Annotated in this window: 16 protein-coding genes; 11 read left to right on the top strand and 5 right to left on the bottom strand. The window is 63.0% G+C overall.

Annotated elements, in window-relative coordinates:
* The first annotated feature begins 181 nt into the window (after positions 1-181).
* The 3 genes from JTY93_RS05355 to JTY93_RS05345 all read left to right on the top strand — a co-directional run bounded on the left by JTY93_RS05355 (position 182) and on the right by JTY93_RS05345 (position 3,903).
* The gene (locus JTY93_RS05355; RefSeq protein WP_375373136.1) at positions 182-994 is read left to right on the top strand and encodes a cytochrome C assembly family protein; all 813 of its coding nucleotides are present in this window, start codon (positions 182-184) and stop codon (positions 992-994) included.
* Between the two features lie 12 nt (positions 995-1,006).
* The gene (locus JTY93_RS05350) at positions 1,007-2,245 is read left to right on the top strand and encodes an HlyC/CorC family transporter (protein ID WP_205476071.1); all 1,239 of its coding nucleotides are present in this window, start codon (positions 1,007-1,009) and stop codon (positions 2,243-2,245) included.
* A 347-nt stretch (positions 2,246-2,592) separates the two neighbouring features.
* Complete coding sequence (locus tag JTY93_RS05345) at positions 2,593-3,903, top strand: MFS transporter (RefSeq protein ID WP_205476070.1); 1,311 nt, start codon at positions 2,593-2,595, stop codon at positions 3,901-3,903.
* 79 nt (positions 3,904-3,982) lie between these two features.
* Here the strand turns inward: JTY93_RS05345 and purT are convergent, their stop codons facing one another.
* The 5 genes from purT to JTY93_RS05320 form a co-directional block, all read right to left on the bottom strand.
* Entirely contained in the window at positions 3,983-5,164 is a 1,182-nt protein-coding gene (purT, locus tag JTY93_RS05340) for a formate-dependent phosphoribosylglycinamide formyltransferase (protein ID WP_029296172.1), read from the bottom strand.
* 70 nt (positions 5,165-5,234) lie between these two features.
* On the bottom strand, positions 5,235-5,702 hold the full coding sequence (locus JTY93_RS05335) for a VUT family protein (RefSeq protein WP_029296170.1): 468 nt from the start codon (positions 5,700-5,702) through the stop codon (positions 5,235-5,237).
* 508 nt (positions 5,703-6,210) lie between these two features.
* Positions 6,211-6,426, bottom strand: coding sequence for a DUF1289 domain-containing protein (locus JTY93_RS05330; RefSeq protein WP_205476069.1), 216 nt, complete (start codon positions 6,424-6,426; stop codon positions 6,211-6,213).
* Entirely contained in the window at positions 6,423-6,947 is a 525-nt protein-coding gene (locus tag JTY93_RS05325; RefSeq protein ID WP_104911692.1) for a gamma carbonic anhydrase family protein, read from the bottom strand. Before JTY93_RS05325 ends, JTY93_RS05330 begins: the two co-directional genes overlap by 4 nt.
* Before the next feature lie 35 nt (positions 6,948-6,982).
* Positions 6,983-7,585, bottom strand: coding sequence for a CoA pyrophosphatase (locus JTY93_RS05320; protein ID WP_169997301.1), 603 nt, complete (start codon positions 7,583-7,585; stop codon positions 6,983-6,985).
* Between the two features lie 146 nt (positions 7,586-7,731).
* On the opposite strand from JTY93_RS05320, the gene JTY93_RS05315 reads away from it, so the two are divergent.
* The 8 genes from JTY93_RS05315 to JTY93_RS05280 all read left to right on the top strand — a co-directional run bounded on the left by JTY93_RS05315 (position 7,732) and on the right by JTY93_RS05280 (position 22,021).
* Positions 7,732-8,280 carry an NUDIX hydrolase gene (locus JTY93_RS05315; RefSeq protein ID WP_169997299.1) on the top strand — a complete coding sequence of 183 codons (549 nt, stop codon included), beginning with the start codon at positions 7,732-7,734 and terminating at the stop codon, positions 8,278-8,280.
* Positions 8,281-8,303: 23 nt separating this feature from the next.
* On the top strand, positions 8,304-8,807 hold the full coding sequence (locus JTY93_RS05310; RefSeq protein ID WP_205476068.1) for a L,D-transpeptidase family protein: 504 nt from the start codon (positions 8,304-8,306) through the stop codon (positions 8,805-8,807).
* 261 nt (positions 8,808-9,068) lie between these two features.
* Positions 9,069-9,827, top strand: coding sequence for a GntR family transcriptional regulator (locus JTY93_RS05305; protein WP_169997295.1), 759 nt, complete (start codon positions 9,069-9,071; stop codon positions 9,825-9,827).
* A gap of 10 nt (positions 9,828-9,837) precedes the next feature.
* Positions 9,838-10,944 (top strand): N-acetylglucosamine-6-phosphate deacetylase, encoded by a 1,107-nt coding sequence (gene nagA, locus JTY93_RS05300; protein WP_205476067.1) that lies wholly within the window; start codon positions 9,838-9,840, stop codon positions 10,942-10,944.
* Positions 10,925-11,947, top strand: coding sequence for an SIS domain-containing protein (locus JTY93_RS05295; protein ID WP_205476066.1), 1,023 nt, complete (start codon positions 10,925-10,927; stop codon positions 11,945-11,947). Before nagA ends, JTY93_RS05295 begins: the two co-directional genes overlap by 20 nt.
* 37 nt (positions 11,948-11,984) lie before the next feature.
* Complete coding sequence (gene ptsP, locus JTY93_RS05290; RefSeq protein WP_205476065.1) at positions 11,985-14,492, top strand: phosphoenolpyruvate--protein phosphotransferase; 2,508 nt, start codon at positions 11,985-11,987, stop codon at positions 14,490-14,492.
* Between the two features lie 26 nt (positions 14,493-14,518).
* On the top strand, positions 14,519-16,234 hold the full coding sequence (gene nagE / locus JTY93_RS05285; RefSeq protein ID WP_205476064.1) for an N-acetylglucosamine-specific PTS transporter subunit IIBC: 1,716 nt from the start codon (positions 14,519-14,521) through the stop codon (positions 16,232-16,234).
* A gap of 78 nt (positions 16,235-16,312) precedes the next feature.
* On the top strand, positions 16,313-22,021 hold the full coding sequence (locus JTY93_RS05280; RefSeq protein WP_205476063.1) for a membrane-targeted effector domain-containing toxin: 5,709 nt from the start codon (positions 16,313-16,315) through the stop codon (positions 22,019-22,021).
* Positions 22,022-22,073 lie beyond the last annotated feature (52 nt).

Here is a 22,073-nt window from a genome sequence, read left to right as displayed (position 1 = left end):
GGCGGCCCAGGCTGTGATAAATCGCTATTAAAAACAGCGCTCGGCGAGCCTGCGGCGTGGGCAGGTCGCGGATTATAGCGAAGACTGCCGCCATGCACACCCGCTGTCTGGCCCGGTGGTCTTTCGTGGAACGCAGGTGTGTGCCAAACTCATCGGCTTTCGGGCTTGCCTAACAGGATTTATGCTCCCTTTGTCACCCAGTTTGCTACCCAGTCTCGCCGCCGCACTCTTGTATGCCGCTGCGACCCTCTATCAGGGCACCCGCCTGGCTCAACGCGCCAAGGCGGACAAACGCCTGCTGGCCGGCCTCGGCGTGTTCGCCTTGCTGGCCCACGCTGCCAGCCTGTTCACCCACCTGATGACGCCGGTGGGCCTGGGCCTGGACTTTTTCAGCGCCGCCAGCCTGATTGCCGCCGCGGTCATTGCCTTGACGCTGCTGGCCTGCGCGCGGATCCCGGTGGAAAACCTGCTGCTGCTGCTCTTCCCCCTGGGGATGTTGACGGTGCTGCTGGCGCAATTCGCCCCCACGGGCACCGTGCAGGTGATCGATGAGGAACCGGGCATCCTTGCCCATATCCTGTTGTCGATCCTCGCCTACGGCATGTTTACCATCGCCGTGTTCCAGGCTTTGCTGCTGCTCCTGCAAGATCACCAGCTCAAGCACAAGCACCCTTCCGGGCTGATCAAGAACTTCCCGCCGCTGCAGACCATGGAAAGCCTGCTGTTCGGCTTCCTCTGGGCCGGCTGGACGCTGCTGTCGCTGTCGCTGATTTCCGGCTGGCTGTTCGTCGAAAACCTGTTCGCCCAGCACCTGGTCCACAAGACCCTGCTGGCGTGCCTGGCCTGGGTGGTGTTCAGCGTCCTGTTATGGGGTCGCAATCGCCTGGGCTGGCGTGGGCACAAGGCGATCCGCTGGACCCTGGCCGGTTTCTGCCTGCTGATGCTGGCGTATTTCGGCAGCAAGCTGGTTCGCGAATTCATCCTGCATATCTGACGGGCAGCGATCATGGACAACTTGCCCCTTGAGCCAATGCTCGCGGTAGTCGCGCTGCTGGTGTTGTGGTCGGCGCTGTTTACCGCCATCGAAGCCGCCCAGCACCATTTGCTGGCCCTGCGCCCCGGTACACGCCAGGGCGACAAGGCCGCTGCCCGCCTCAGCTTCCCGCGCAACAGCCTGATCCTTTGCAATACCTTGTGCCGTGCGGTGGTGGTGATTCTCTGCACCCTGCTGGCGATCCATGCCTGGGCCGAAAACGGTCCCTGGCTCGGCTGGCTGATCTCCAGCGCGCTGTTGCTGGTACTGGCCGACTACCTGCCCCGCACCTTGGCCACCCGCTACCCGCAAGCCGTGCTGGGGTTTGGCAATACACTGCTGGGCATCCCGCTAAAGATCCTCTACCCCCTGGCCTGGGTGCTCAATGGCATCAGCCTGCTGTTGCTGCGTCCTTTCGCCCGCAAGTCGGGGATCGTCAAAAATAGCGACGAGCCACAGCCCGACCGCTCCGACGAGCAGGCCACGGACGACAGCGAAGACCGCGCCCCGGGCATGCCCGGCATCCACGCCCTGGACAACATCACCGTCAATGACATCCTGGTGCCACGCAGTGAAGTGGATGGCATCAACCTCGATGACCCTATCGAGCAGATCATCGAACAACTACGCACCTCCCGGCGCACCCGCCTGCCGGTGTTCCACAGTGATATCAACCAGGTCGAGGCGGTGCTCAACACCCGGCAGATCCAGCATCTGCTGCCAGATGCCAGCCTGACCAAGGATGCCCTGCTCGCGGCCTGCCATGAGCCGTACTTCGTCCCGGAAAGCACACCGCTGCAGTTGCAGTTGCTGAACTTCCACAAGCAGCAACGGCGCCTGGGCATGGTCGTGGACGAATATGGCGAAGTGCTGGGCATCGTCACCCTGGAAGACATCCTGGAAGAGATCGTCGGCGAATTCGAAAGCGAACAGAGCCTGGACAACCCCCTGATCCAGCCGCAGCCAGATGGCCGCTATGTGATCGACGGCGCGGTGTCGATTCGCGAACTCAACAAATGCCTGGGCTGGCACCTGCCCAGCGATGGCCCCAAGACTCTCAATGGCCTGGTGACCGAAGCGCTGGAGACCATTCCCGATTGCGCAGTTTGCGTGAAGATCGGCCGTTATCGCCTGGAAATCCTTGAAACCGAGGACAACCGGGTGAGCAAGGTGTTGATCTGGCATATCGGCTCGGCGCCGATTACCACCTGACTCACCGTGGATGGGCTTGTGTGGGAGCGGGCTTGCCCGCGATAGCATCACCTCGGTATCACTGATACACCAAGGCGCCCGCATCACGGGCAAGCCCGTTCCCACATTTGATCTCCTGCATTCGCACCTCTTGTTGTATCCGCGCGCGCCTTCCTATAATCGACCCCGCTTACCCAAGCCCCGCCCGACCGCGTGCTATCCGCACTGAGCGTGTCCAGGCACCGCTTTATCGTGTCTGACCGGTACTCGCTCCCATCCCGAGCCGACGCCGCGCACTGCCCTGATCCATGGGTGCAAGACCAATAATAATCCGCGCCAAAGGCGCAATGACCATCAGGGATACCTCAATGAGCACCACCTATAACGAGGCCGCTCCCGCCGCCCCGACCAACTCGACCAGCCGCGTCGCGACCGCGAGCATCATCGGCACGGCCATCGAGTTCTACGACTTCTATATCTACGCCACGGCCGCCGCGCTGGTGATCGGCCCGGTGTTTTTCCCGCAGAGCTCCGGCACCGCACAGATGTTGGCCGCGTTCCTGACCTTCGGCATCGCGTTTATCGCCCGACCATTGGGCTCGGCGCTGTTCGGCCATTTCGGTGACCGCATCGGGCGCAAATCGACGCTAGTGGCCTCGTTGCTGCTGATGGGCGTGTGCACCACCTTGATCGGCTTGCTGCCGGGTTACGACACCATCGGCGCCTGGGCACCGATCCTGTTGTGTGTACTGCGTTTCGGCCAGGGCCTGGGCCTGGGCGGGGAATGGGGCGGCGCCGCCCTGCTGGCCACCGAGAACGCGCCCAAGGGCAAGCGCGCCTGGTTCGGCATGTTCCCGCAATTGGGGCCTTCCATCGGCTTCCTGGCGGCCAATGGGCTGTTCCTGATCCTGGCGATGAACCTGGACGATGAGCAATTTCGCAGCTGGGGCTGGCGCATTCCGTTCCTGCTCAGCGCCGCGCTGGTGATGGTGGGCCTGTATGCACGCCTGAAACTGCACGAAACCCCGGTATTCGCCAATGCCGTAGCCAAGGAAAAACCGGTGAAAGTGCCGCTGGTGGAGCTGTTCAGCCAGCATTGGCTGCAGGTGCTGCTGGGCGCCGCAGCGATGGTGGTGTGTTATGCACTGTTCTATATCACCACGGCATTTTCCCTGAGCTACGGTGTGAGCACCCTGGGCTACAGCCGCGAAACCTTCCTCGCCCTGCTGTGCTTTGCCGTGCTGTTCATGGGCGCGGCCACGCCGCTGGCAGCCCTGGCCAGTGACCGTTACGGGCGCAAGCCGGTGCTGATCGTCGGTGCGGTGCTGGCAATTCTCTCGGGCTTCACCATGGAACCGTTGCTGACCCATGGCTCGACCTGGGCGGTGGCGTTGTTCCTGTGCCTGGAGCTGTTCCTGATGGGCGTGACCTTTGCGCCGATGGGGGCGTTGTTGCCGGAATTGTTTCCGACCCGCGTGCGTTATACCGGGGCTTCGGCGGCGTATAACCTGGGCGGGATCGTCGGGGCATCGGCCGCACCGTTCTTTGCGACCAAGCTGGTGGCGATGGGTGGGCTGAGTTATGTCGGCGGGTATGTGTCGGCGGCAGCGTTGCTGAGTTTGATTGCGGGGCTGTGCCTGAAAGAGACACGGGACAACGATTTGAATCGCGTCGCCTGATAGACAGCTATCGCGGGCAAGCCCGCTCCCACACTGGGAATGTATTCCAAATGTGGGAGCGGGCTTGCCCACGATGCTTTTACAGCTCTACAACCACCGCCTGCGAGGCGCGGGTCGCCTTGGCCCGGGCAGCCTCGATCGACTCATCCCGCGCCAACGCCACGCCCATACGGCGCTGGCCATTCACTTCTGGCTTGCCGAACAGACGCAGCGCGGTATCCGGCTCGCTCAGGGCTGCACCGAGGTTGGCAAACGCAGTCTGGGTCGACTGCCCTTCCACCAGGATCACCGACGACGCCGAAGGCCCGAACTGACGGATCAACGGAATCGGCAAGCCCAGAATCGCCCGTGCATGCAGGGCAAACTGCGACAAGTCCTGGGAGATCAAGGTCACCAGGCCAGTGTCGTGGGGGCGCGGCGAAACTTCGCTGAACCACACCTGATCGCCCTTGATAAACAGCTCGACACCAAACAGGCCACGACCCCCCAGGGCCTCGGTCACGGCTTTGGCGACGCGCTCGGATTCAGCCAGGGCCGCCGGGCTCATGGCCTGTGGCTGCCAGGACTCCTGGTAGTCGCCCTTCTCCTGGCGGTGGCCCACTGGCGCACAGAAGGTGGTGCCACCGACGTGACGCACGGTCAGCAGGGTGATTTCGTAGTCGAAATCGATAAACCCTTCGATGATCACCCGGCCCTTACCGGCGCGGCCGCCTTCCTGGGCGTAGTCCCAGGCCTTTTGCACGTCATCTGCGCTGCGCAACAGGCTCTGGCCCTTGCCCGACGAACTCATCACCGGCTTGACCACACATGGGAAACCCAGGTCTTCGACGGCCTTGCGGTAGTCTTCGACGGTGTCGGCAAAGTGGTACGGCGAGGTCGGCAGGTCCAGCTCTTCAGCGGCCAGGCGCCGGATGCCCTCGCGGTTCATGGTCAGCAGCGCCGCACGGGCGGTGGGGATCACGGTAAAGCCTTCAGCTTCTAGCTCCACCAGGGTGCCGGTGGCGATGGCTTCGATTTCCGGGACGATGAAATGCGGCTTTTCCGCTTCGATCACCGCACGCAGGGCCGCGCCGTCGAGCATGTTGATCACATGGCTGCGATGCGCCACCTGCATCGCCGGCGCGTTGGCGTAGCGATCCACGGCAATCACTTCAACGCCCAGGCGTTGCAGCTCGATTACCACTTCCTTGCCCAGCTCACCGCAGCCACACATCAATACGCGGGTCGCGGTTGGCGACAATGGAGTTCCGATTCGGGTCATCTCAGGTCCTCAGGGGAGCGGATCAGGGGGGAGAAAGGCCGGCATTTTACATGAACGGCCGGCATTGGCCTCAGTTGGCGACACGCTGGCGACGCAAACGCCAGGCCATGGCCAGCCACACCACGGTGACCCCGGCAAATTTCGAGGCCAGGGCGGTACCGACCACCGCGGGCGTCAACGCGCCGATCAGGCCAAAAAAGATAAAGGTATCGAGGGGAATACTCAGCGCCGAACTGATCCACAGCCGGTCGTGCAACGGGCGCTTGGTGATGCTGAAGACCAGCCAGTCGATACACTCGGACACCGCGAACGCCGTGGCACTGGCCAAGGCGATAGACGGATCGGAGGTGATATAGGACAGCACCAGCGCCGCGAGCATGGCGATGATCGCGCCGTGGCCGAAGCGGGTTTGCACCATGTCGCGCAGGATAAACACCAGGCCACCCCAGGCGGACCAGATGACATCCAGGTGCGGAGCGGTGGAAAAGGCGAAGTTGATCAGCACGACGCTGCTGATATAGGCGATCAGGAAGAGCATGGGGCGAGGGACCTGTGGGCAATGCGCACAGGGTACTGCACCAGAAACCCTGTGGCGAGCGGGCCTGTTGTGACCACTGAACCTATTGTGGCGAGCGGGCTTGTCGGAACGCCGCATCGCCCGCGCTGGGCTGCGTAGCAGCCCTAAAAACAGGCGCCGTGGTTTACCTGAAAGTCCATGGAGGTCCTATTGGGGCTGCTGCGCAGCCCAGCGCGGGCGATGCGGCGTTCCGACAAGCCCGCTCGCCACAGAGGCCCTCTCCAAGCGCCCTAGGTACTCCAGACACACCGCGCCAGCTCAGCAGTTATTTTTTGTGGCCAGCGGACTTGTTGTGACCACTGGACCTATTGTGGCGAGCGGGCTTGCCCCGCGCTGGGCTGCGCAGCAGCCCTAAAAACAGGCGCTGCGGTGTACCTGAACGTCCGCGGAGGTTTTATTGGGGCTGCTGCGCAGCCCAGCGCGGGGCAAGCCCGCTCGCCACAACAGGTTGGCTCGCCACTCAAAAATATCAGGTGCCGGATTTTCCGGGAATCATCCACAATACCCCACTGGCCTTCGCCCGCTCATGACACAGCCCCAGCACCACCCGGCGCTCGGCATTGTCCATGCGACTCCAACGCGTGATTTCATCGACATTGCGCTGGCAACCGGTGCAGATATCGTCGTCATCCAGCGCACAAATACTCACACAGGGCGAGGCGACGGGGCGTTCTACCGGGTTCATTCTGACTGCTCGACCAGATCACGGGCATAGCGCTGGGAGTTATGCACATAGTGCGCAGCACTGGCCTCCAGCATTCTTTTCTGCTGCTCGGTCAACTCCCGCACTACCTTGCCGGGCGAGCCCATCACCAGCGAGCCATCGGGGATTTCCTTGCCCTCGCCGATCAACGAGTTGGCGCCGATGATGCAATGCCGGCCGATCTTGGCACCGTTGAGGATCACCGCATTGATGCCAATCAGGCTGTAGTCGCCGACGGTGCAGCCATGCAGCATGGCGTTATGCCCCACCGTCACACCGGTGCCCAGGGTCAGGGGGTAGCCCATGTCGGTGTGCATCACGCTGCCGTCCTGCACGTTGCTGTTCTTGCCGATCAGGATCAGTTCGTTGTCGCCACGCAACACCGCGTTGAACCAGACGTTGGCCCCCTCTTCCAGCTTGACCTTGCCCACCAGCGTGGCATTGGGGGCCACCCAGCTGTGTGGATGGGTCTCGACGCGGGCATCGCCCAGGCGGTATTTCATGGTCTTCCCTCACGGCTTGCCATTCAAACGATGGCTTAGGTATTGATGAAGCTTTTCGGCGGACGGTGCAGGCTGATGTCGGCATCGTCATAGAGCAGGTTGATCAACTCTACGATCATGATCGCCGTCAGGCCCCAGATCTTGTATTCACCGAACCGATAGCTGGGCACGTACCAACTGCGGCCCTGGTAATCGATGCGATGGGTATGCTCGCGCGGGTCCTGGCGGAAAAACTCCAGGGGCACGCTGAATACCGCAGCAATCTCGGCGTCGTTGGCCAGGTACTCGACATAATCGGGAATTACCCCCACATACGGCGTCACGCGGATGCCGTGCAGGGAGATCAGCGGGCTCAAGGGGCCGATTACTTCCACCAGGCCCGGCGGCAGGCCGATTTCTTCTTCGGCCTCGCGCAGGGCGGTGAACACCAGGTCCGGGTCTTCCGGGTCGCGGCGCCCACCCGGAAAGGCCACTTCACCGCCATGGGTCGATAGCCCGCTGGCACGCAGGGTCAGGATCAGCTCGGGTTCGTCACTACGGGTAATCGGCACCAGCACGGCGGCCTCGGGGAAACGTGCGTCAGTTTCCAGCGTGCGTGGCGTGTGATTGCTTACCCGGCGAAGTAGCTCGTCCAGCATGAGTCATCTCGATCTGTTGGCTACCTTGCATCATGCACCAAAGCGTACGGGCGCCCAACCCCAAAACCCCGGCGGTGTCGCTAAACGACAACTTGCAGGCCACTGCCCTGCACGCCAAGATAGGCGCAGTCCCCAGGAACCCAAGCATGAATTTCTGCAGCCAGTGCGGTAAACCGGTCACCCAGCGCATTCCCGAAGGCGATGCACGCCTGCGTTATGTGTGTGACCACTGTCAGACCATTCACTACCAAAATCCCAATATCGTCGCCGGCACCCTGCCCGTCTGGGGCAACCAGGTGCTGCTGTGCCGACGGGCCATCGAGCCGCGCCTGGGCTTCTGGACCCTGCCTGCAGGCTTTATGGAAAACGGCGAGACCGTCGAACAGGGCGCCGTGCGCGAGACCCTCGAGGAAGCCTGCGCCAGGGTGCGCAACCTGAGCATCTACACGTTGATCGATGTACCGCACATCAGCCAGGTGCATATCTTCTACCGCGCCGAACTGATCGACCTGGACTTTGCCGCCGGCCCCGAGAGCCTGGAAGTCAGGCTGTTCGACGAAGCCGATATCCCTTGGTCCGAGCTGGCTTTCCGCACGGTCAGGCGTACCTTAGAATGCTTTTTCGCTGACCGTCGGCAACAGGTGTTCCCCGTGCGCAGCGAATCGGTGCCACCCCTGACTCAACCGGCGCAATAAGCCTTTATACGGATATCGTTTCAATGCGTTGGTTGCTTGTTCTGCTCTGCCTGTCGTTCGCCAGCCTGTCGTGCGCCACCACCCTGCAAACCCTGGGCGGCAAACCCGTCGAGAAGATCCTGGTGCTCAAATCCGCGCACCAGTTGCAACTGATCAACGATGGCAAGCCGCTCAAGACCTACCGGATTTCCCTGGGCAAGAACCCCAAGGGTCACAAGCTGGTCGAAGGCGACCGCCGCACGCCGGAAGGCTTCTACTGGATCGACTGGCGCAAGACCAGCGACCGCTTCAACCTGTCCATGCACATCTCCTACCCCAATATCAGCGATGCCGCCCGCGCGCGCCGCGAAGGGGTCAAGCCCGGCAGCATGATCATGATCCACGGCACGCCAGACAGTGAGGAATACCCCGAACAGTGGTTCCACACCCTGGACTGGACCGACGGCTGCATCGGCATGCGCAATGTCGACATGCGCGAAGTGTGGAACCTGGTCAAGGACGGCACAATGATCGAGATCCGTCCGTAACCTGTACCGTTCGTAAAATAATTCAAAAAAAACCTGTCTCCCCCACAGCCCCTGCCGGTGAATACCATTTCACTGCCAGGGGCTGCGTCTTTCTGCGCGCTATAAAGACCTCTCTAATACCACTTGATGCCAGGCACCTTTAAGGTGCCTGTAAACAGCCATGCGCACGCTTTTGGCGGCATTGACATGGTATTTAAGTGGTATTAATTTCCGGCCATTACCGGGCGACAACACTCCAATAACGCATCGGAAACCCTACAGATGAATCCCATCCAGACCCTGCGTCCTGACGACCGACAATCCACGCCGCTGTACCTGCAACTGGCCCGCAACCTCGAAGCCGCCATTCATGCTGGCCAGTGGAAATCCGAGCAGGCCTTGCCCTCGGAGCGCGTGCTCAGCGAGCAGTTGAGTATTTCCCGGGTCACCGCCCGTAAAGCCCTGGAAGTGTTGTTTGCCCAAGGCCTGATCCGCCGTAGCCAGGGCTCTGGCACGTTTATTACGCCACGCCTGGAACAGCCACTGTCGCGCCTGTCGGGGTTCAGCGAGATGCTGCGGCTCAAGGGCTTTGTCCCCGGTTCCCAATGGCTGGAGCGGGAAATCACCCCGCCGACCCATGAAGAACTGATCCGCCTGTGCCTGTCGCCCACCGACAAAGTGGCGCGCCTCAAGCGCCTGCGCAAAGCCGATGACACCGTCATGGCGATCGAGATGAGCGCCCTGCCCGCCTCGATCATTCCAAAGCCCCAGGCCATTGGCAGCTCGCTCTACGAATACCTGGAAGGCATCGGCAAACCGGTGGTGCGGGCCCTGCAACACATCCAGGCCATCAACGCCTCGGATGAGTTCGCCGCCCTGGTGGGCATCGCCCCTGGCACCGCCATGCTGCTGATGACCCGGGTCGGCTACACCGCTGATAACACGCCCATCGAGATCACCGACACCTACTGCCGCAACGACTACTACGACTTTGTCGCCGAGCTGCGGCGCTATGACTTTGCCGCCGAGTTGCGGCCTTAGAGAACTGCCCATGTCCGAAGACAATATCCTCACGCCCCACGGCTGGATTCGCGGCCGCCTGGTGCACCACGAAGGCAAGGTCAGCGCCGTCGAAGGCGTGCCTTGCAACCCCGCCGACAACGACCTGCCCTACCTGCTGCCGGGTTTTATCGACCTGCATGTGCATGGCGGCGGCGGCAAGGACATCATGGAAGGCAGCAGCGCCTTCGAGACCATCACCCGCACCCATGTGCGTTTCGGCACCACTTCGCTGCTGGCCACCACCATGACTGCGCCGGTCGAGGAAATCTCCCGGGTACTCGGCGAACTCGGCCAGTTCTGCGAACAGCGCCCAGCCGGCAGCGCCCGAGTGCTGGGGGTGCACCTGGAAGGTCCCTACATCAATCCGGGAAAACTCGGCGCACAACCCAACTTCGCCCACACTGCCTTGATGGCCGAGGTTGAGCAATACCTGCACCTGGCGCCCATCCGGGTGATCACCATTGCCCCGGAAATCGCCGGGCATGACGGCCTGATCCGCACCCTCAGCCAACGCGGCGTGCGCATGCAGATCGGCCATACCCTGGGCAGCTATGAAGAAGGCGTCGCTGCCCTGGCCGCCGGCGCCACCAGTTTTACCCACCTGTATAACGCCATGAGCCCGTTGCATCACCGCGAGCCGGGCATCGTCGGCGCCGCACTGGCCCATGCCCAATACGCAGAACTGATCCCGGACCTGCTGCATGTACACCCCGGCGCCATGCGTGTGGCCCTGCGCTCGATCCCCTGCCTGTACTGCGTCACCGATTCCACCGCTGCCGCGGGCATGCCCGACGGCGAATACAAGCTGGGCAGCCACACCGTGACCAAATGCCTGGGCGGCGTACGCCTGGCCGACGGCACCCTGGCCGGCAGCACCCTGACCATGGATCAGGCACTGCGCAACCTGGTGAAGATTGGCCTGCCCGTCAGCGAAGCCTCACAGCGCCTGTCGCAGTTTCCTGCGGACTATCTGGGCCTGGAACAACGCGGCCGCCTGCAACCCGGCAGTTTTGCCGACTGCGTGCGCCTGGACCGCTCCCTGCACCTCACCGACGTAATGGTCGAAGGAGAAACCATTGACTTCAAAAATGCTTGAAGAGGCACTGTCCTCCAGTGAGGCCGTCGCGGCCCAATTGCAATGCCTCGACCCGCTGCTGGCCGAGGTCGCAGGCCGCCTGCGCCGCCAGCCGCCGCAAGTGGCGATGACCGTCGCCCGTGGCAGTTCGGACCACGCCGCCAGCTACTTCGCCTACCTGACCATGCAGCACGTGGGCGTGCCGGTGGCGTCGCTGCCGATGTCGGTGGTGACGCTGGCGCAGGCGCCGCTGAAAGTCAGCGGTCAGGTAGCCTTCGGGTTTTCCCAGTCGGGGCAAAGCCCGGACCTGGTCAACAGCCTACGCCTGCTGCGCAAGCGCGGGGCGTTGAGCGTATCCATGGTCAACGCCGAAGACTCGCCTTTGGAGGCCGCGTGTGAATTCCATGTGCCCCTGTGCGCCGGCCCCGAACGCAGTGTGGCCGCGACCAAGAGCTTTATCGCCACCTTGAGCGCCAGCGCCCAGTTGGTCGGCCACTGGAACCAGGAAGATGGCCTGCTCGAAGCCTGCCACGCCTTGCCCGCTGGCCTGCGCGAAGCGGCGACCCAGGACTGGAGCCTGGCCATCGACGCCCTGCGCGATTGCCAGCGCCTGATGGTCATCGGCCGTGGCGCCGGATTTGCCATCGCCCAGGAAGCCGCGCTCAAACTCAAGGAAACCTCGGCGATCCAGGCCGAAGCCTTCAGCAGCGCCGAAGTGCGCCATGGGCCGATGGCCTTGATCGACGCCAACTACCCGTTGCTGGTGTTCGCCCCACGCGGCGCCGAACAGCCGGGCTTGCTGACCCTGGCCACGGAAATGCGCCAACGCGGCGCCCGCGTGCTACTGGCCGCACCCGACGATATCGCCGAGCGTGACCTGACCCTCAGCCGCGCCGAACACCCGGCCCTGGACCCGATCCTGGCGATCCAGAGCTTTTACGTGATGGCCGCCGGCCTGGCCCAGGCCCGGGGCATGGACCCCGACCAGCCGCGCCACCTGAGCAAAGTCACCCGCACCCACTGAAGTGATGTGCAGCGTTTTCCTGATGAGTACCGTGCCCATGACCAACAATAACAATGACCTGACCCTCAACGCGCCCTTGACCGGGCCGGTGCGGACCCTGGGCAACGTGCCAGACGAGGTGTTCGCCAGCGGCGCCATGGGCGATGGCCTGGCCATCGACCCGCTCAACGATTGCCTGTATGCGCCGTGCGATGGCGTGGTGATTCACCTCGCCCGCACCGGGCATGCGCTGACCCTGCGTGCCGACAACGGTGCAGAAATCCTGTTGCACGTGGGCATCGATACCGTCGAGCTCAAAGGCGAAGGCTTTGCCCTGCTGGTCAAGGAAGGCACCCGCGTCAGCAGCGGCCAGGCCCTGGTGCGCCTGGACCTGGACCGCATCGCTCGCCAGTGCAAAAGCCTGATCAGCCTGATCATCCTCACCAACAGCGATCAGTTCGAGCTGCGACCGTTCAGCATGCAAATGGCGACCGTGGGCCAACCGCTGATGCAGGTCTGCCCGCGCCACACCTCGGCCACCCGCACAGTTGCCGGCACGCACACCGCCAGCGTAAGCAGCGCCAGCATTCGCATCACCCACAAGGGGGGCCTGCATGCACGCCCCGCTGCGCTGATCCGCAAGACCGCCCAAGGTTTCAGCAGCCAGTCGCACCTGCATTTCGCCGGCAAGTCTGCGCCGTGCGACAGCCTGATCGGCCTGCTGGGCCTGGGGATTGGCGAGCAAGATGAGGTGCGCGTCAGTTGCCAAGGCGAAGACAGCGAAGCCGCCTTGCAAGCCCTGCTCACAGCGTTGTCCCTGGCGGTTCCCCACAAAGCCCCGGCCACCGTCGCTGCGCAGCGCGCCCCCGCCCAAGCCGGTGTTTTGCAAGGCGTCTGCGCCGCACCTGGCCTGGTCTGCGGGCCTTTGTGGCGCATGAGCAGCATCGAGTTGCCTGCAGACCCACGGACCCACGTCGCCGATGAACAGTTGCAGCAACTGGACGCCGCCTTGGAGCAGGTGCGCGGGGAAATCCGCCGCACCCTGGAGCACGCCCGTCGGCACAAGGACGTGGACGAAGAGGAGATCTTCGCCGCCCACCTGGCCCTGATGGAAGATCCCGCCCTGCTGGAGGCCGCCACCGCTGCCATCGAGCAAGGCAGCGCCGCCACCCACGCCTGGCGCGATGCAATCCAGGCCCAATGCGCCGTGCTGCTGGGATTGGGCAAGCCGTTGTTCGCCGAGCGCGCCAACGACCTGCGGGACTTGCAGCAACGGGTCCTGCGGGCGCTGCTGGGCGAAGCCTGGCAGTTTGAGTTGCCGTCCGGCGCAATCGTCGTCGCCCATGAATTGACCCCCTCGGACCTGCTGCAGTTGAGTGAGCAGAACGCTGCGGGCCTGTGCATGGCCGAAGGGGGCGCCACCTCCCATGTGGCGATCCTGGCCCGGGGCAAAGGGTTGCCCTGTGTGGTCGCCCTGGGCAGTGCAGTGCTCGACGTGCCCCAAGGCCAGCGGGTGGTGCTGGACGCCGCCAACGGCCGCCTGGAGCTGACGCCGGATGATGCACGCCACGCCGAAGTGCACCAGATCCGCGATGCGCAAAAACTGCGGCGCCAACAGCAACAGGCCCAGGCCCAGGCAGCGGCCAGCACCCTCGATGGCGTGGGCGTTGAGGTGGCGGCCAATGTCGCCTCCAGCAGCGAGGCGCAGACGGCCTATGAAAACGGCGCAGATGGCGTTGGCCTGTTGCGCACCGAATTTCTGTTTGTCGACCGCCGCACCGCGCCCGATGAGCAAGAGCAGCGCCAGGCCTACCAGGCGGTGCTGGACGCCATGGGCGACAAACCAGTGATCATTCGCACCATTGATGTAGGCGGCGACAAACAGCTCGACTATCTGCCACTGCCCGCCGAAGCCAATCCGGTGCTGGGCCTGCGCGGCATTCGCATGGCCCAGGTGCGCCCGGAGCTGCTGGACCAGCAACTGCGCGCCCTGCTGCAGGTCAGCCCGCTGCAGCGCTGCCGAATCCTGTTGCCGATGGTCAGTGAAGTGGACGAGTTGCTGCACATTCGCCAGCGTCTCGATGAACTGTGCGCCGAACTGGAGTTGACCCAGCGCCCGGAACTGGGAGTGATGATCGAAGTGCCGGCCGCCGCGCTGATGGCCGAGCAACTGGCCGAGCATGCGGACTTTTTGTCGATCGGCACCAATGACCTGTCCCAGTACACCCTGGCCATGGACCGCGACCATGCGGGCCTGGCGGCCCGGGTCGATGCATTGCACCCGGCGCTGTTGCGCCTGATCGCCCAGACCTGCGCCGGCGCGGCGAAACATGGACGTTGGGTCGGTGTGTGTGGCGCCCTGGCCTCCGACCCGCTGGCCACGCCGGTGCTGGTGGGCCTTGGGGTGCGCGAGCTGTCCGTCAGCCCGCCGCAGATTGCTGAAATCAAAGACCGTGTGCGCCACCTCGACGCCGCGCAATGCCGGCAACTGAGCCAGGGCCTGCTCAACCTGAGCAGCGCCGGGGCCGTACGCCAAGCCTGTAACCAACACTGGCCGTTGAGCTGACAACAACAAGAAAAAGGAGACTCGCCATGTACCAACACTTTATCGAAGGCCTGCAACGCCTGGGCCGCGCGCTGATGCTCCCCATCGCCATCCTGCCGATTGCCGGCCTGTTGTTGCGCCTGGGTGATACCGACCTGTTGAACATCGCGGTAATGCACGACGCCGGGCAAGCGATCTTTGCCAACCTGGCCCTGATTTTCGCCATCGGTATCGCCGTGGGCTTTGCCCGGGACAACAACGGCACCGCCGGGCTGGCGGGTGCCATCGGGTACCTGGTGATGATCTCGACCCTCAAGGTGCTGGACTCGACCATCAACATGGGCATGCTGGCCGGGATCGTCAGCGGGTTGATGGCCGGCGCCCTGTATAACCGCTTCAAGGACATCAAGCTGCCGGAGTACCTGGCCTTTTTCGGCGGGCGACGCTTTGTGCCGATTGTCACCGGGTTCTCGGCAGTGGGCCTTGGCGTGGTGTTCGGCCTGATCTGGCCGCCGGTGCAGCACGCCATCAACGGCTTCGGCGTCTTGCTGATGGAAAGCGGCAGCCTGGGGGCGTTTGTGTTTGGCGTGTTCAACCGCCTGCTGATCGTCACCGGCCTGCACCATATCCTCAACAATATGGCCTGGTTTGTGTTCGGCAGCTTCACCGACCCGGTGACCGGCGCGGTGGTGACCGGCGACCTGACCCGCTACTTTGCCGGCGACCCCAATGGCGGCCAGTTCATGACCGGCATGTTCCCGGTAATGCTCTTCGGCCTGCCGGCGGCGTGCCTGGCGATGTACCGCAATGCCTTGCCGGAGCGGCGCAAGATCATGGGCGGGATATTCCTGTCGATGGCCCTGACCTCGTTCCTCACCGGGGTGACCGAGCCGATCGAGTTCGCGTTCATGTTCCTCGCGCCGTTTCTGTATCTGTTGCATGCACTGCTGACGGGCCTGTCGATGGCCGTCACCAACCTGCTGGACATTCACCTGGGCTTTACCTTTTCCGGCGGGTTCATCGACATGGTCCTGGGCTGGGGCAAATCCACCAATGGCTGGCTGGTGGTGCCCGTGGGCCTGGCCTATGCGCTGATCTACTACAGCGTGTTCAACTACTGCATCCGCCGCTTCAACCTCAAGACACCGGGCCGCGAAGACATTCAGGTGGCCCAGGCCGAAGTCATGACCGATAACCAGCGCGCCCATGGGTACCTGCGCGCATTGGGCGGTGCCGCGAACCTGTTGAGCGTCGGCGCCTGCACCACGCGCCTGCGCCTGGACATGGTGGACCGCAACAAGGCGGTGGATGCCGAGTTGAAAGCCCTCGGCGCCATGGCCGTGGTCCGTCCCGGCAACGGTGGCAGCCTGCAGGTGGTGGTCGGGCCGATGGCCGACAGCATTGCCGACGAAATCCGCCTGGCCATGCCCACGTCCGCTAACGTGCCGGTGCCCGGCGCCGCCCTGCCAACGCCAGCGGCCAGCGTCGCCACCGTCGCCACGGCCCAGGCCCAGCAATGGCTGGATGCATTGGGCGGGCAGGCCAATGTGCTGCAACTGGACTGCATCGCCATGACCCGTATCCGCCTGCAACTGGCCGATGAAAAAGGCCTGTCGCAAGCACAGCTCAACAGCCTCGGCTGCCAGGGTGTCAGTCGGTTTGAAGATGGGGTGTGGCATCTGCTGATCGGCGACCAGGCCCAGGGTTTGAGCGACGCCCTCAAGGCCCTGGCACACCGCAACCCGGTGCGCGCAGGCGTCTGACCTACCTATCTACCGCCCCGCCCGGGGCGGTCCTGCCCATGCTGAGGGCTCTAATCCTTCAGCATGGAGCCTGTGCCTGTGAGCACTTCCAATCCCCCCCTGAGCTTTGACGAGATCAAAAGCTCACTCAACCTGATCGGCCATCATCTGCTCGATGTCGATAGCCCTTTGCTGCCTGCGCAAACCCCGTCGGCAGACCTGGCTTATCTGGAGAGCTTGAACACGCTTCTCAAGCAGTACCGTCAACAGTTCCTGGCCAAGAGCCGCGCGCTGTACCAGGGTTTGGCCCAACACGATCTGCAAAGCACTGAAGGCCAGACCCTGCTGGCCACCCTCAAGACCACCCTGAACACGCAACTGCTGGAGTTGGACCGACGCGAGCAGATTGACGGCAAGGCGCGCAAATCCTTCATGACCTTTGAAGCGGGCTTCACCGCACAGGCCAAGGAGGCGGCGCTCGGCGCGACAGATCGCCTGCTGCATCCGCAAGAACGGGCGATCCTCGATCGCATACCGCTGGGGGCGACTCTGCGTCCCGGCCTGTACGCAGTGACCCTGCAATACCAGGGGCACACCGTGGAGCTGGCCGGTGCGTTTGTCCTCACCGAGCAGTCGAGCCCGGTCGTCACCGACCTGACGTCTGTCACGCCGGTGGGCCGCGTAGGGTTGTTCACGCCCTCACGAGGGTTCGAGTTTTTCGACTCGTTGGCCAGCCTCTACAGCCAGTTGTTCCAGCGCCTGGCCAGCCCCGAAGAACGCCGCCACTTCATGGACCTGCTTGCCCGCAGCTATCACGCACTGACACCGAGTGCCATCTGGCCACTGGCGTTGACACCAATCCAGGATAGACCGCTGTACGAGCATCTCGATAACGCGCTGATCGCCAAACGCAGCGAGGACATTGATCGCGCACTGAGCCTGGTGGACAACCCGGGCAACGACAGCCAAGCGTTGATCGATGCCCTGGAACAGGCGATCCGTGGCGCCCTGCCCGACCTCACGGCGCGCTTGCAATGGCGCGCCCAGGCCCTGCTGGACCGCTGGCTGCGCCACAGCGCACCTGATTGGTACCGCAGCGCCAGCGATGCGCGGCGTGCCCTGCTGGCCGAGTACCTGCATCGCTACAACGAGGCCCGGCAGAATCTGGAGCAGTTGCTCGGCCCCCTGGCCACACCGCACGCCCTGGCGCGGCATCAGTGGCTGGAGCGTCTGAGCGATGACCTGGAGATCCACGATCTGGCCCCCGAACAGTTGCAGGTCAGTACCCGGCGCTTTGTCAGCGCCGTCGGCGAATATACCCACGAGCGCAACCTGATCGAACTGGCCCTGCGCGGCCTGCATCCGGGCGATGAACAACCCGGCTCCGAATTCCTCAAAAAGACCACCCTGCGCTACGCCGGCGCAGCGCTGCCCAACACCTATGTCGAGCTGACACCCGCCTGGCTCGTAGAACAACTGAGCACGTTGCAGCCGCGCATCGACTTTGGCGAGTTGCAAAAGCACCTGCACGCCAAGACCGAACTGCGCCAGGCCATCGAAACCCTGTTCGACCACAGAATCAACGCCCTGGCCTACGCCGCAATGCTGCAAGGGCATTTGCGCGAAGACGACTTCGAGCGCATACAGCGCCTGCGCCAAGGCAGCGATCCACAGCTGAGCGCTTCGACCCTGGCCCTGCACGAGGCACAACTGCAAGACCTTTGGGTACTGCGCCAGCGCAACGCCCAGGGTGTGGTCGACCGTGTGCTGCTGTGTACCCCACAGGCCCCCCGCGAACAGCAGTTCCAAGCGTTCGACAGTGAAATCGCGTGCCAGAACCATATCCTCGGCTGGGCCCTGGACAACGGCGGCACGCCACCGCAAGGCAGCCTGACCGACTACCTGCTCGGCCGTGTCGCCCTGCGCTTTCGCGCCAAAATGAACCAGGTGCTCAGTGGCCTGAGCTACAAGTCCCATGCCCAGGAACACCAGGAAATCACCTTCGGCCCCGCCCACAGCCACGCCGAATGCCTCAAGGCCATGGCCAGCCATGTGCTGGCCACGCGCACTGATGACGATGCGTTCAACACCCCCGACTGGTATCGCTCGGCCCCGGCGGACACGCGCCGCACCCTGATGAAGCGGGCGGACGACAGCGACGAGGGCTTGCGTTTCTACAACGCGTTTTCATTGTCCGAGGCGCAGATGCCCAGTTTCGCGGCCTATCTGCATGAGCAAGCCCGCAAACGCCTGAATCAATTGCTGGGACGCGCAGGCAACGATGTGGATCCCGACACTGTCTGGGCCTATTCGCCCACCGCCCTGATCGGCACCTCGACGCCCGCCCCCCTCAGCTATACCCAGCTGTATCGCGATGGCTATGCCGACGGCATTGGTTTTCTGGAGGAGAAGTTCTCGCGCTCGGCCCGCTTCAAAGGCCCCGAAGGCGTGGACCTGAGCCCGCTGACCGCTGAAAAGGTTGCCCGCTCGGTCACCGGCGTGTGGATCGGCCAGCGCTATATCGATGAGGTCAAGAGCCGCCTGCTGAATGTCGGCCAACCCGACTACGAAATGCGCCGCAATGCCACCCTCGCCCTGACCCAGATGCAACTGCGCAACGCGGCCCTTGAATGTCGCTTGCAAGGGCACATCGCCTCGCTCGATCTGAAATGGCTGGAGCGCACTCTTTCGAGCATGGACCAGACGTCACCCCAGATCCGTGGCGAGCACGCCATCCATCGTCTGGTCATCGACGGTGAATGGGTGATCGGTTGCTACCTGTTCAGCCACGACAATCACCCGACGCTGCTCTACACCCCAAATGCGCCGGACGACATCAGCCTGCGCGAAGCCCGGCTATTCAATTACCTGCTGAAAAAACTCCCTGGCATGTTGGGCTATCTGCTGGAGCGGGTTGCGGTTCAATCCAAGGCGCGGGTGCGTACGTTCCTGGAAGAGGCCAGGCGCCAGTTGCCCGAGGATCTGGATAAAACCAGCAGCAGCCCGGCACGCCATGACCCGATCCGCTCCCAGACCCAAGTGCAGGACCTGCGGCGCGAGCTGTACGACTTGAGGTTGCAGCGCACGATTGACGATGTGCAAGCGACCACCGTCAACCGCACTCAAATGATCAGTGGCATTTTCTGGACCTGCGTGGAATGGGTCGCCGCCATCGCCACCGCGCCCTTCCCGGTCCTGAGCCTGAGCGTCGGCCTGGCGTTGGCGTTCAAGGACGGCATGCTCGCCCTGCACGCTTACCATCAGGGCGATAACGCCCAGGCCCTGGAGCACTTCATCGGCTATCTGCTCAACAGCGCAGGTGGCTTGTTCACCGATCTGCGGCCCGCCCTCGGCACCCTGCAGCAATTCGTCCGCCCTGTGGTGCGCCAGGCGCCACGGCGCATCGCGCAAAGCCCGGCGCTGAAACTGATAGCCCCTCTGGAACCCACGCCGGCGAAGCCTGCGGGCATGCAATCGGTGCTGTTCAATGGCGAGTTTCTTTGGGCGCCGCTGACCCCGGACCCCATCGGTCGCTATTTGCTGTACCGCCTGGACCCGGTCACCGGCAAGCTGGTCTCGACCACCCGTCTGGCCGCGCCCGATGCCCAGGGCGTGTGGAAACGTACCGGCGTGACCGGCGGCGCGCCGAAATATGAAAAAGTCCCGGAGACCCCCGACAGCCTGAAAAACTACGAGATGCCGGCCAAGTACATGGACAAGGTGGAGCACGTTCTGAACCCGGAACTCAAGGCCCAACTGCGCAAGCAAGGGGATTGGGTTTACGACAATCCGCACGTCACCCTGGCAATCGCAGCACAGGATCTGCAGCCGGTGCGCCAGGTGTACCAGCAACAGGTCAGCCAACTGCGCAAGGATGCCGAGGTTTTTTTCAGCACCCCCAGAGCGCCAGCGCAGCGTGCCGCGTTACAGCCGGTCACGGCAGATACTTCGCTGGCAGCACTCGTCGGCACCCCGGCCAACACTCGCGCGCCGAACCTGATTATCGGCGCCGAACCGAGCTCCATCGCCAGCCAGCAAGTACTGATTGATAACATCGAGGCGTTGGCTGCCAAGGGTTACAAGCGCCTGTATGTGGAATACCTGCCCGGCGATGTGTTCCGCCAGAAACTGGCGAAACTCAACAACGGCAAATCCTGGAAGCATATCGAGCGCCACCTGAAGGTGGTCGACAAAGCGTTTGGCTTCGCGGAGAACGGGCCATTTTCCTATCTTGCGCTGGTGCGCAAGGCCTCGGCCAAGGGCCTGAAGATCAAGGCACTGGACGCCTCGACGTCCTACCATTTGGAAGACGCCCTCGTCCTGGGCGACACACCGCCCACCACTGCCCGAGAGCCAGGGCTGCGCAATTTCTATTCGTCCAGGGTGCTGGAGGCCGATAGCGAAGCGTTGCCCGACGAACCCTGGATCGCTCTGGTCGATCCGGCGCGCATGAGCACGGTCAATCAAAGACCTGGCCTGGCCGATCTGCACAACGCCATTGCTGTGCGAGTGGAGGAAGTCGGCCCTGGCCAGGCGACCGGGATGCGTATCGACAACCTCGGCGCCACCGTGGCGGATGGGAAATCGGCCGATTACGTACTGGCGGTGCAAACGCACACCACAACCGTCGACCTGCCAGGGCCCTCTACCACAACGGCGCCCGCTGCGGCCGGGCATTACAGTGATTACGATATTGCCCCACAACTGCGTGAAAGCATTCGCGTCCAGTCAAGCGAGGCCCGCCGCTTGAGCAATATTTATGAACCCACTCATGAAAAATACCGCAAGGCGCACTACGCCTTCAAAGACGCCCAAAAGCGCCTGAACGAACACGCCAAACAGTATTTAAGCAGTCACACCCTACCCGCCCGGCCGGACCTTGCACCGCTCAGCGCGCAAACACAGCCGGTGCCGTTTCTCCAATCGGTAAGCGAAAGCTCCTTGCCCGGATTGGTTATCGGCGAAGCGAAAAAAGCGCAATCGAGCAAGGCGTTCCTCATTGAACATATGCAAACACTCAAGGACCTGAAGTTTGACACCCTTTACATCCAACGCCTGCTCACGGACCAGAACCAAGCAGATCTGGACGCTTTCCTCAATTCAAGAAAGATGTCTACCCACCTCAAGGACGACATCAAAAAACTGGATACCTACAGTGGCTCCCACAGCTATTTCGAAGTGATTCAAAAAGCCAATAAATACGGGATCCGGGTCCGCGCACTCGACTGCAATGCCAGCTACCACGCCAAAGACGCCGGCCCAGAGGCCCGGAACCGGATGTTCAGCTACTTCGCCTCGCACGTAATCAGTGCGGACCAGGCGGCAAACGGCCCGCATAAGTGGGTGGCTTTCGTTGACGCCTCCCATACCAACACCAACCGCCAGATACCAGGCCTGGCCGACCTGCAAGGGACCGTCAGCCTGAATATCCGCGATAGCGCATCGTCTCTGTCCAGCGACATTCGCCCCGGTCGCTGGGAGACGAGCCTTGCGGCCGAATGGACAGCGTCACGCAGTGACTTTACGTTGGAGGTCGGCGTGACGGGCACACCGCCTTATGATTTTGTGCCGCTGGATAGAACGCGCTTGAAGGCGTCCGGACATTTCCTGGTTGAACGCCCCTCGATGAGTGAAACCAACCTGCTGCACAAATCCAGGACCGGAGAAATCGTCTCGACGCCAATCCAGGTGGATGACCAAGGGCTGTTTTTCATTGATCGCTGGGGCATGAAAGATCAGCGCTTCCCCCACCAGGACACGTTGATTACTGCCATCCGAAGGAACATGGAGCTGACCCCGGCACCGTAACGGCCTGACACGCCAACGCAGTAGCAGGCAAAAAGAAACCCGCTGGCCCAGA

It is taken from the genome of Pseudomonas hygromyciniae (assembly GCF_016925675.1).
In the GTDB taxonomy this organism is placed as follows: domain Bacteria; phylum Pseudomonadota; class Gammaproteobacteria; order Pseudomonadales; family Pseudomonadaceae; genus Aquipseudomonas; species Aquipseudomonas hygromyciniae.
Note: the sequence above shows the minus strand (reverse complement) of the source record. Positions and strands in the feature narration are given on the sequence as shown.

Excerpts from the sequence above, each read along its gene's own strand:
- JTY93_RS05355 (WP_375373136.1), top strand. The coding sequence starts at position 182 with ATGCTCCCTTTGTCACCCAGTTTGCTACCCAGTCTCGCCGCCGCACTC.
- JTY93_RS05350 (WP_205476071.1), top strand. The coding sequence starts at position 1,007 with ATGGACAACTTGCCCCTTGAGCCAATGCTCGCGGTAGTCGCGCTGCTG.
- JTY93_RS05345 (WP_205476070.1), top strand. The coding sequence starts at position 2,593 with ATGAGCACCACCTATAACGAGGCCGCTCCCGCCGCCCCGACCAACTCG.
- purT (WP_029296172.1), bottom strand. The coding sequence starts at position 5,164 with ATGACCCGAATCGGAACTCCATTGTCGCCAACCGCGACCCGCGTATTG.
- JTY93_RS05335 (WP_029296170.1), bottom strand. The coding sequence starts at position 5,702 with ATGCTCTTCCTGATCGCCTATATCAGCAGCGTCGTGCTGATCAACTTC.
- JTY93_RS05330 (WP_205476069.1), bottom strand. The coding sequence starts at position 6,426 with ATGAACCCGGTAGAACGCCCCGTCGCCTCGCCCTGTGTGAGTATTTGT.
- JTY93_RS05325 (WP_104911692.1), bottom strand. The coding sequence starts at position 6,947 with ATGAAATACCGCCTGGGCGATGCCCGCGTCGAGACCCATCCACACAGC.
- JTY93_RS05320 (WP_169997301.1), bottom strand. The coding sequence starts at position 7,585 with ATGCTGGACGAGCTACTTCGCCGGGTAAGCAATCACACGCCACGCACG.
- JTY93_RS05315 (WP_169997299.1), top strand. The coding sequence starts at position 7,732 with ATGAATTTCTGCAGCCAGTGCGGTAAACCGGTCACCCAGCGCATTCCC.
- JTY93_RS05310 (WP_205476068.1), top strand. The coding sequence starts at position 8,304 with ATGCGTTGGTTGCTTGTTCTGCTCTGCCTGTCGTTCGCCAGCCTGTCG.
- JTY93_RS05305 (WP_169997295.1), top strand. The coding sequence starts at position 9,069 with ATGAATCCCATCCAGACCCTGCGTCCTGACGACCGACAATCCACGCCG.
- nagA (WP_205476067.1), top strand. The coding sequence starts at position 9,838 with ATGTCCGAAGACAATATCCTCACGCCCCACGGCTGGATTCGCGGCCGC.
- ptsP (WP_205476065.1), top strand. The coding sequence starts at position 11,985 with ATGACCAACAATAACAATGACCTGACCCTCAACGCGCCCTTGACCGGG.
- nagE (WP_205476064.1), top strand. The coding sequence starts at position 14,519 with ATGTACCAACACTTTATCGAAGGCCTGCAACGCCTGGGCCGCGCGCTG.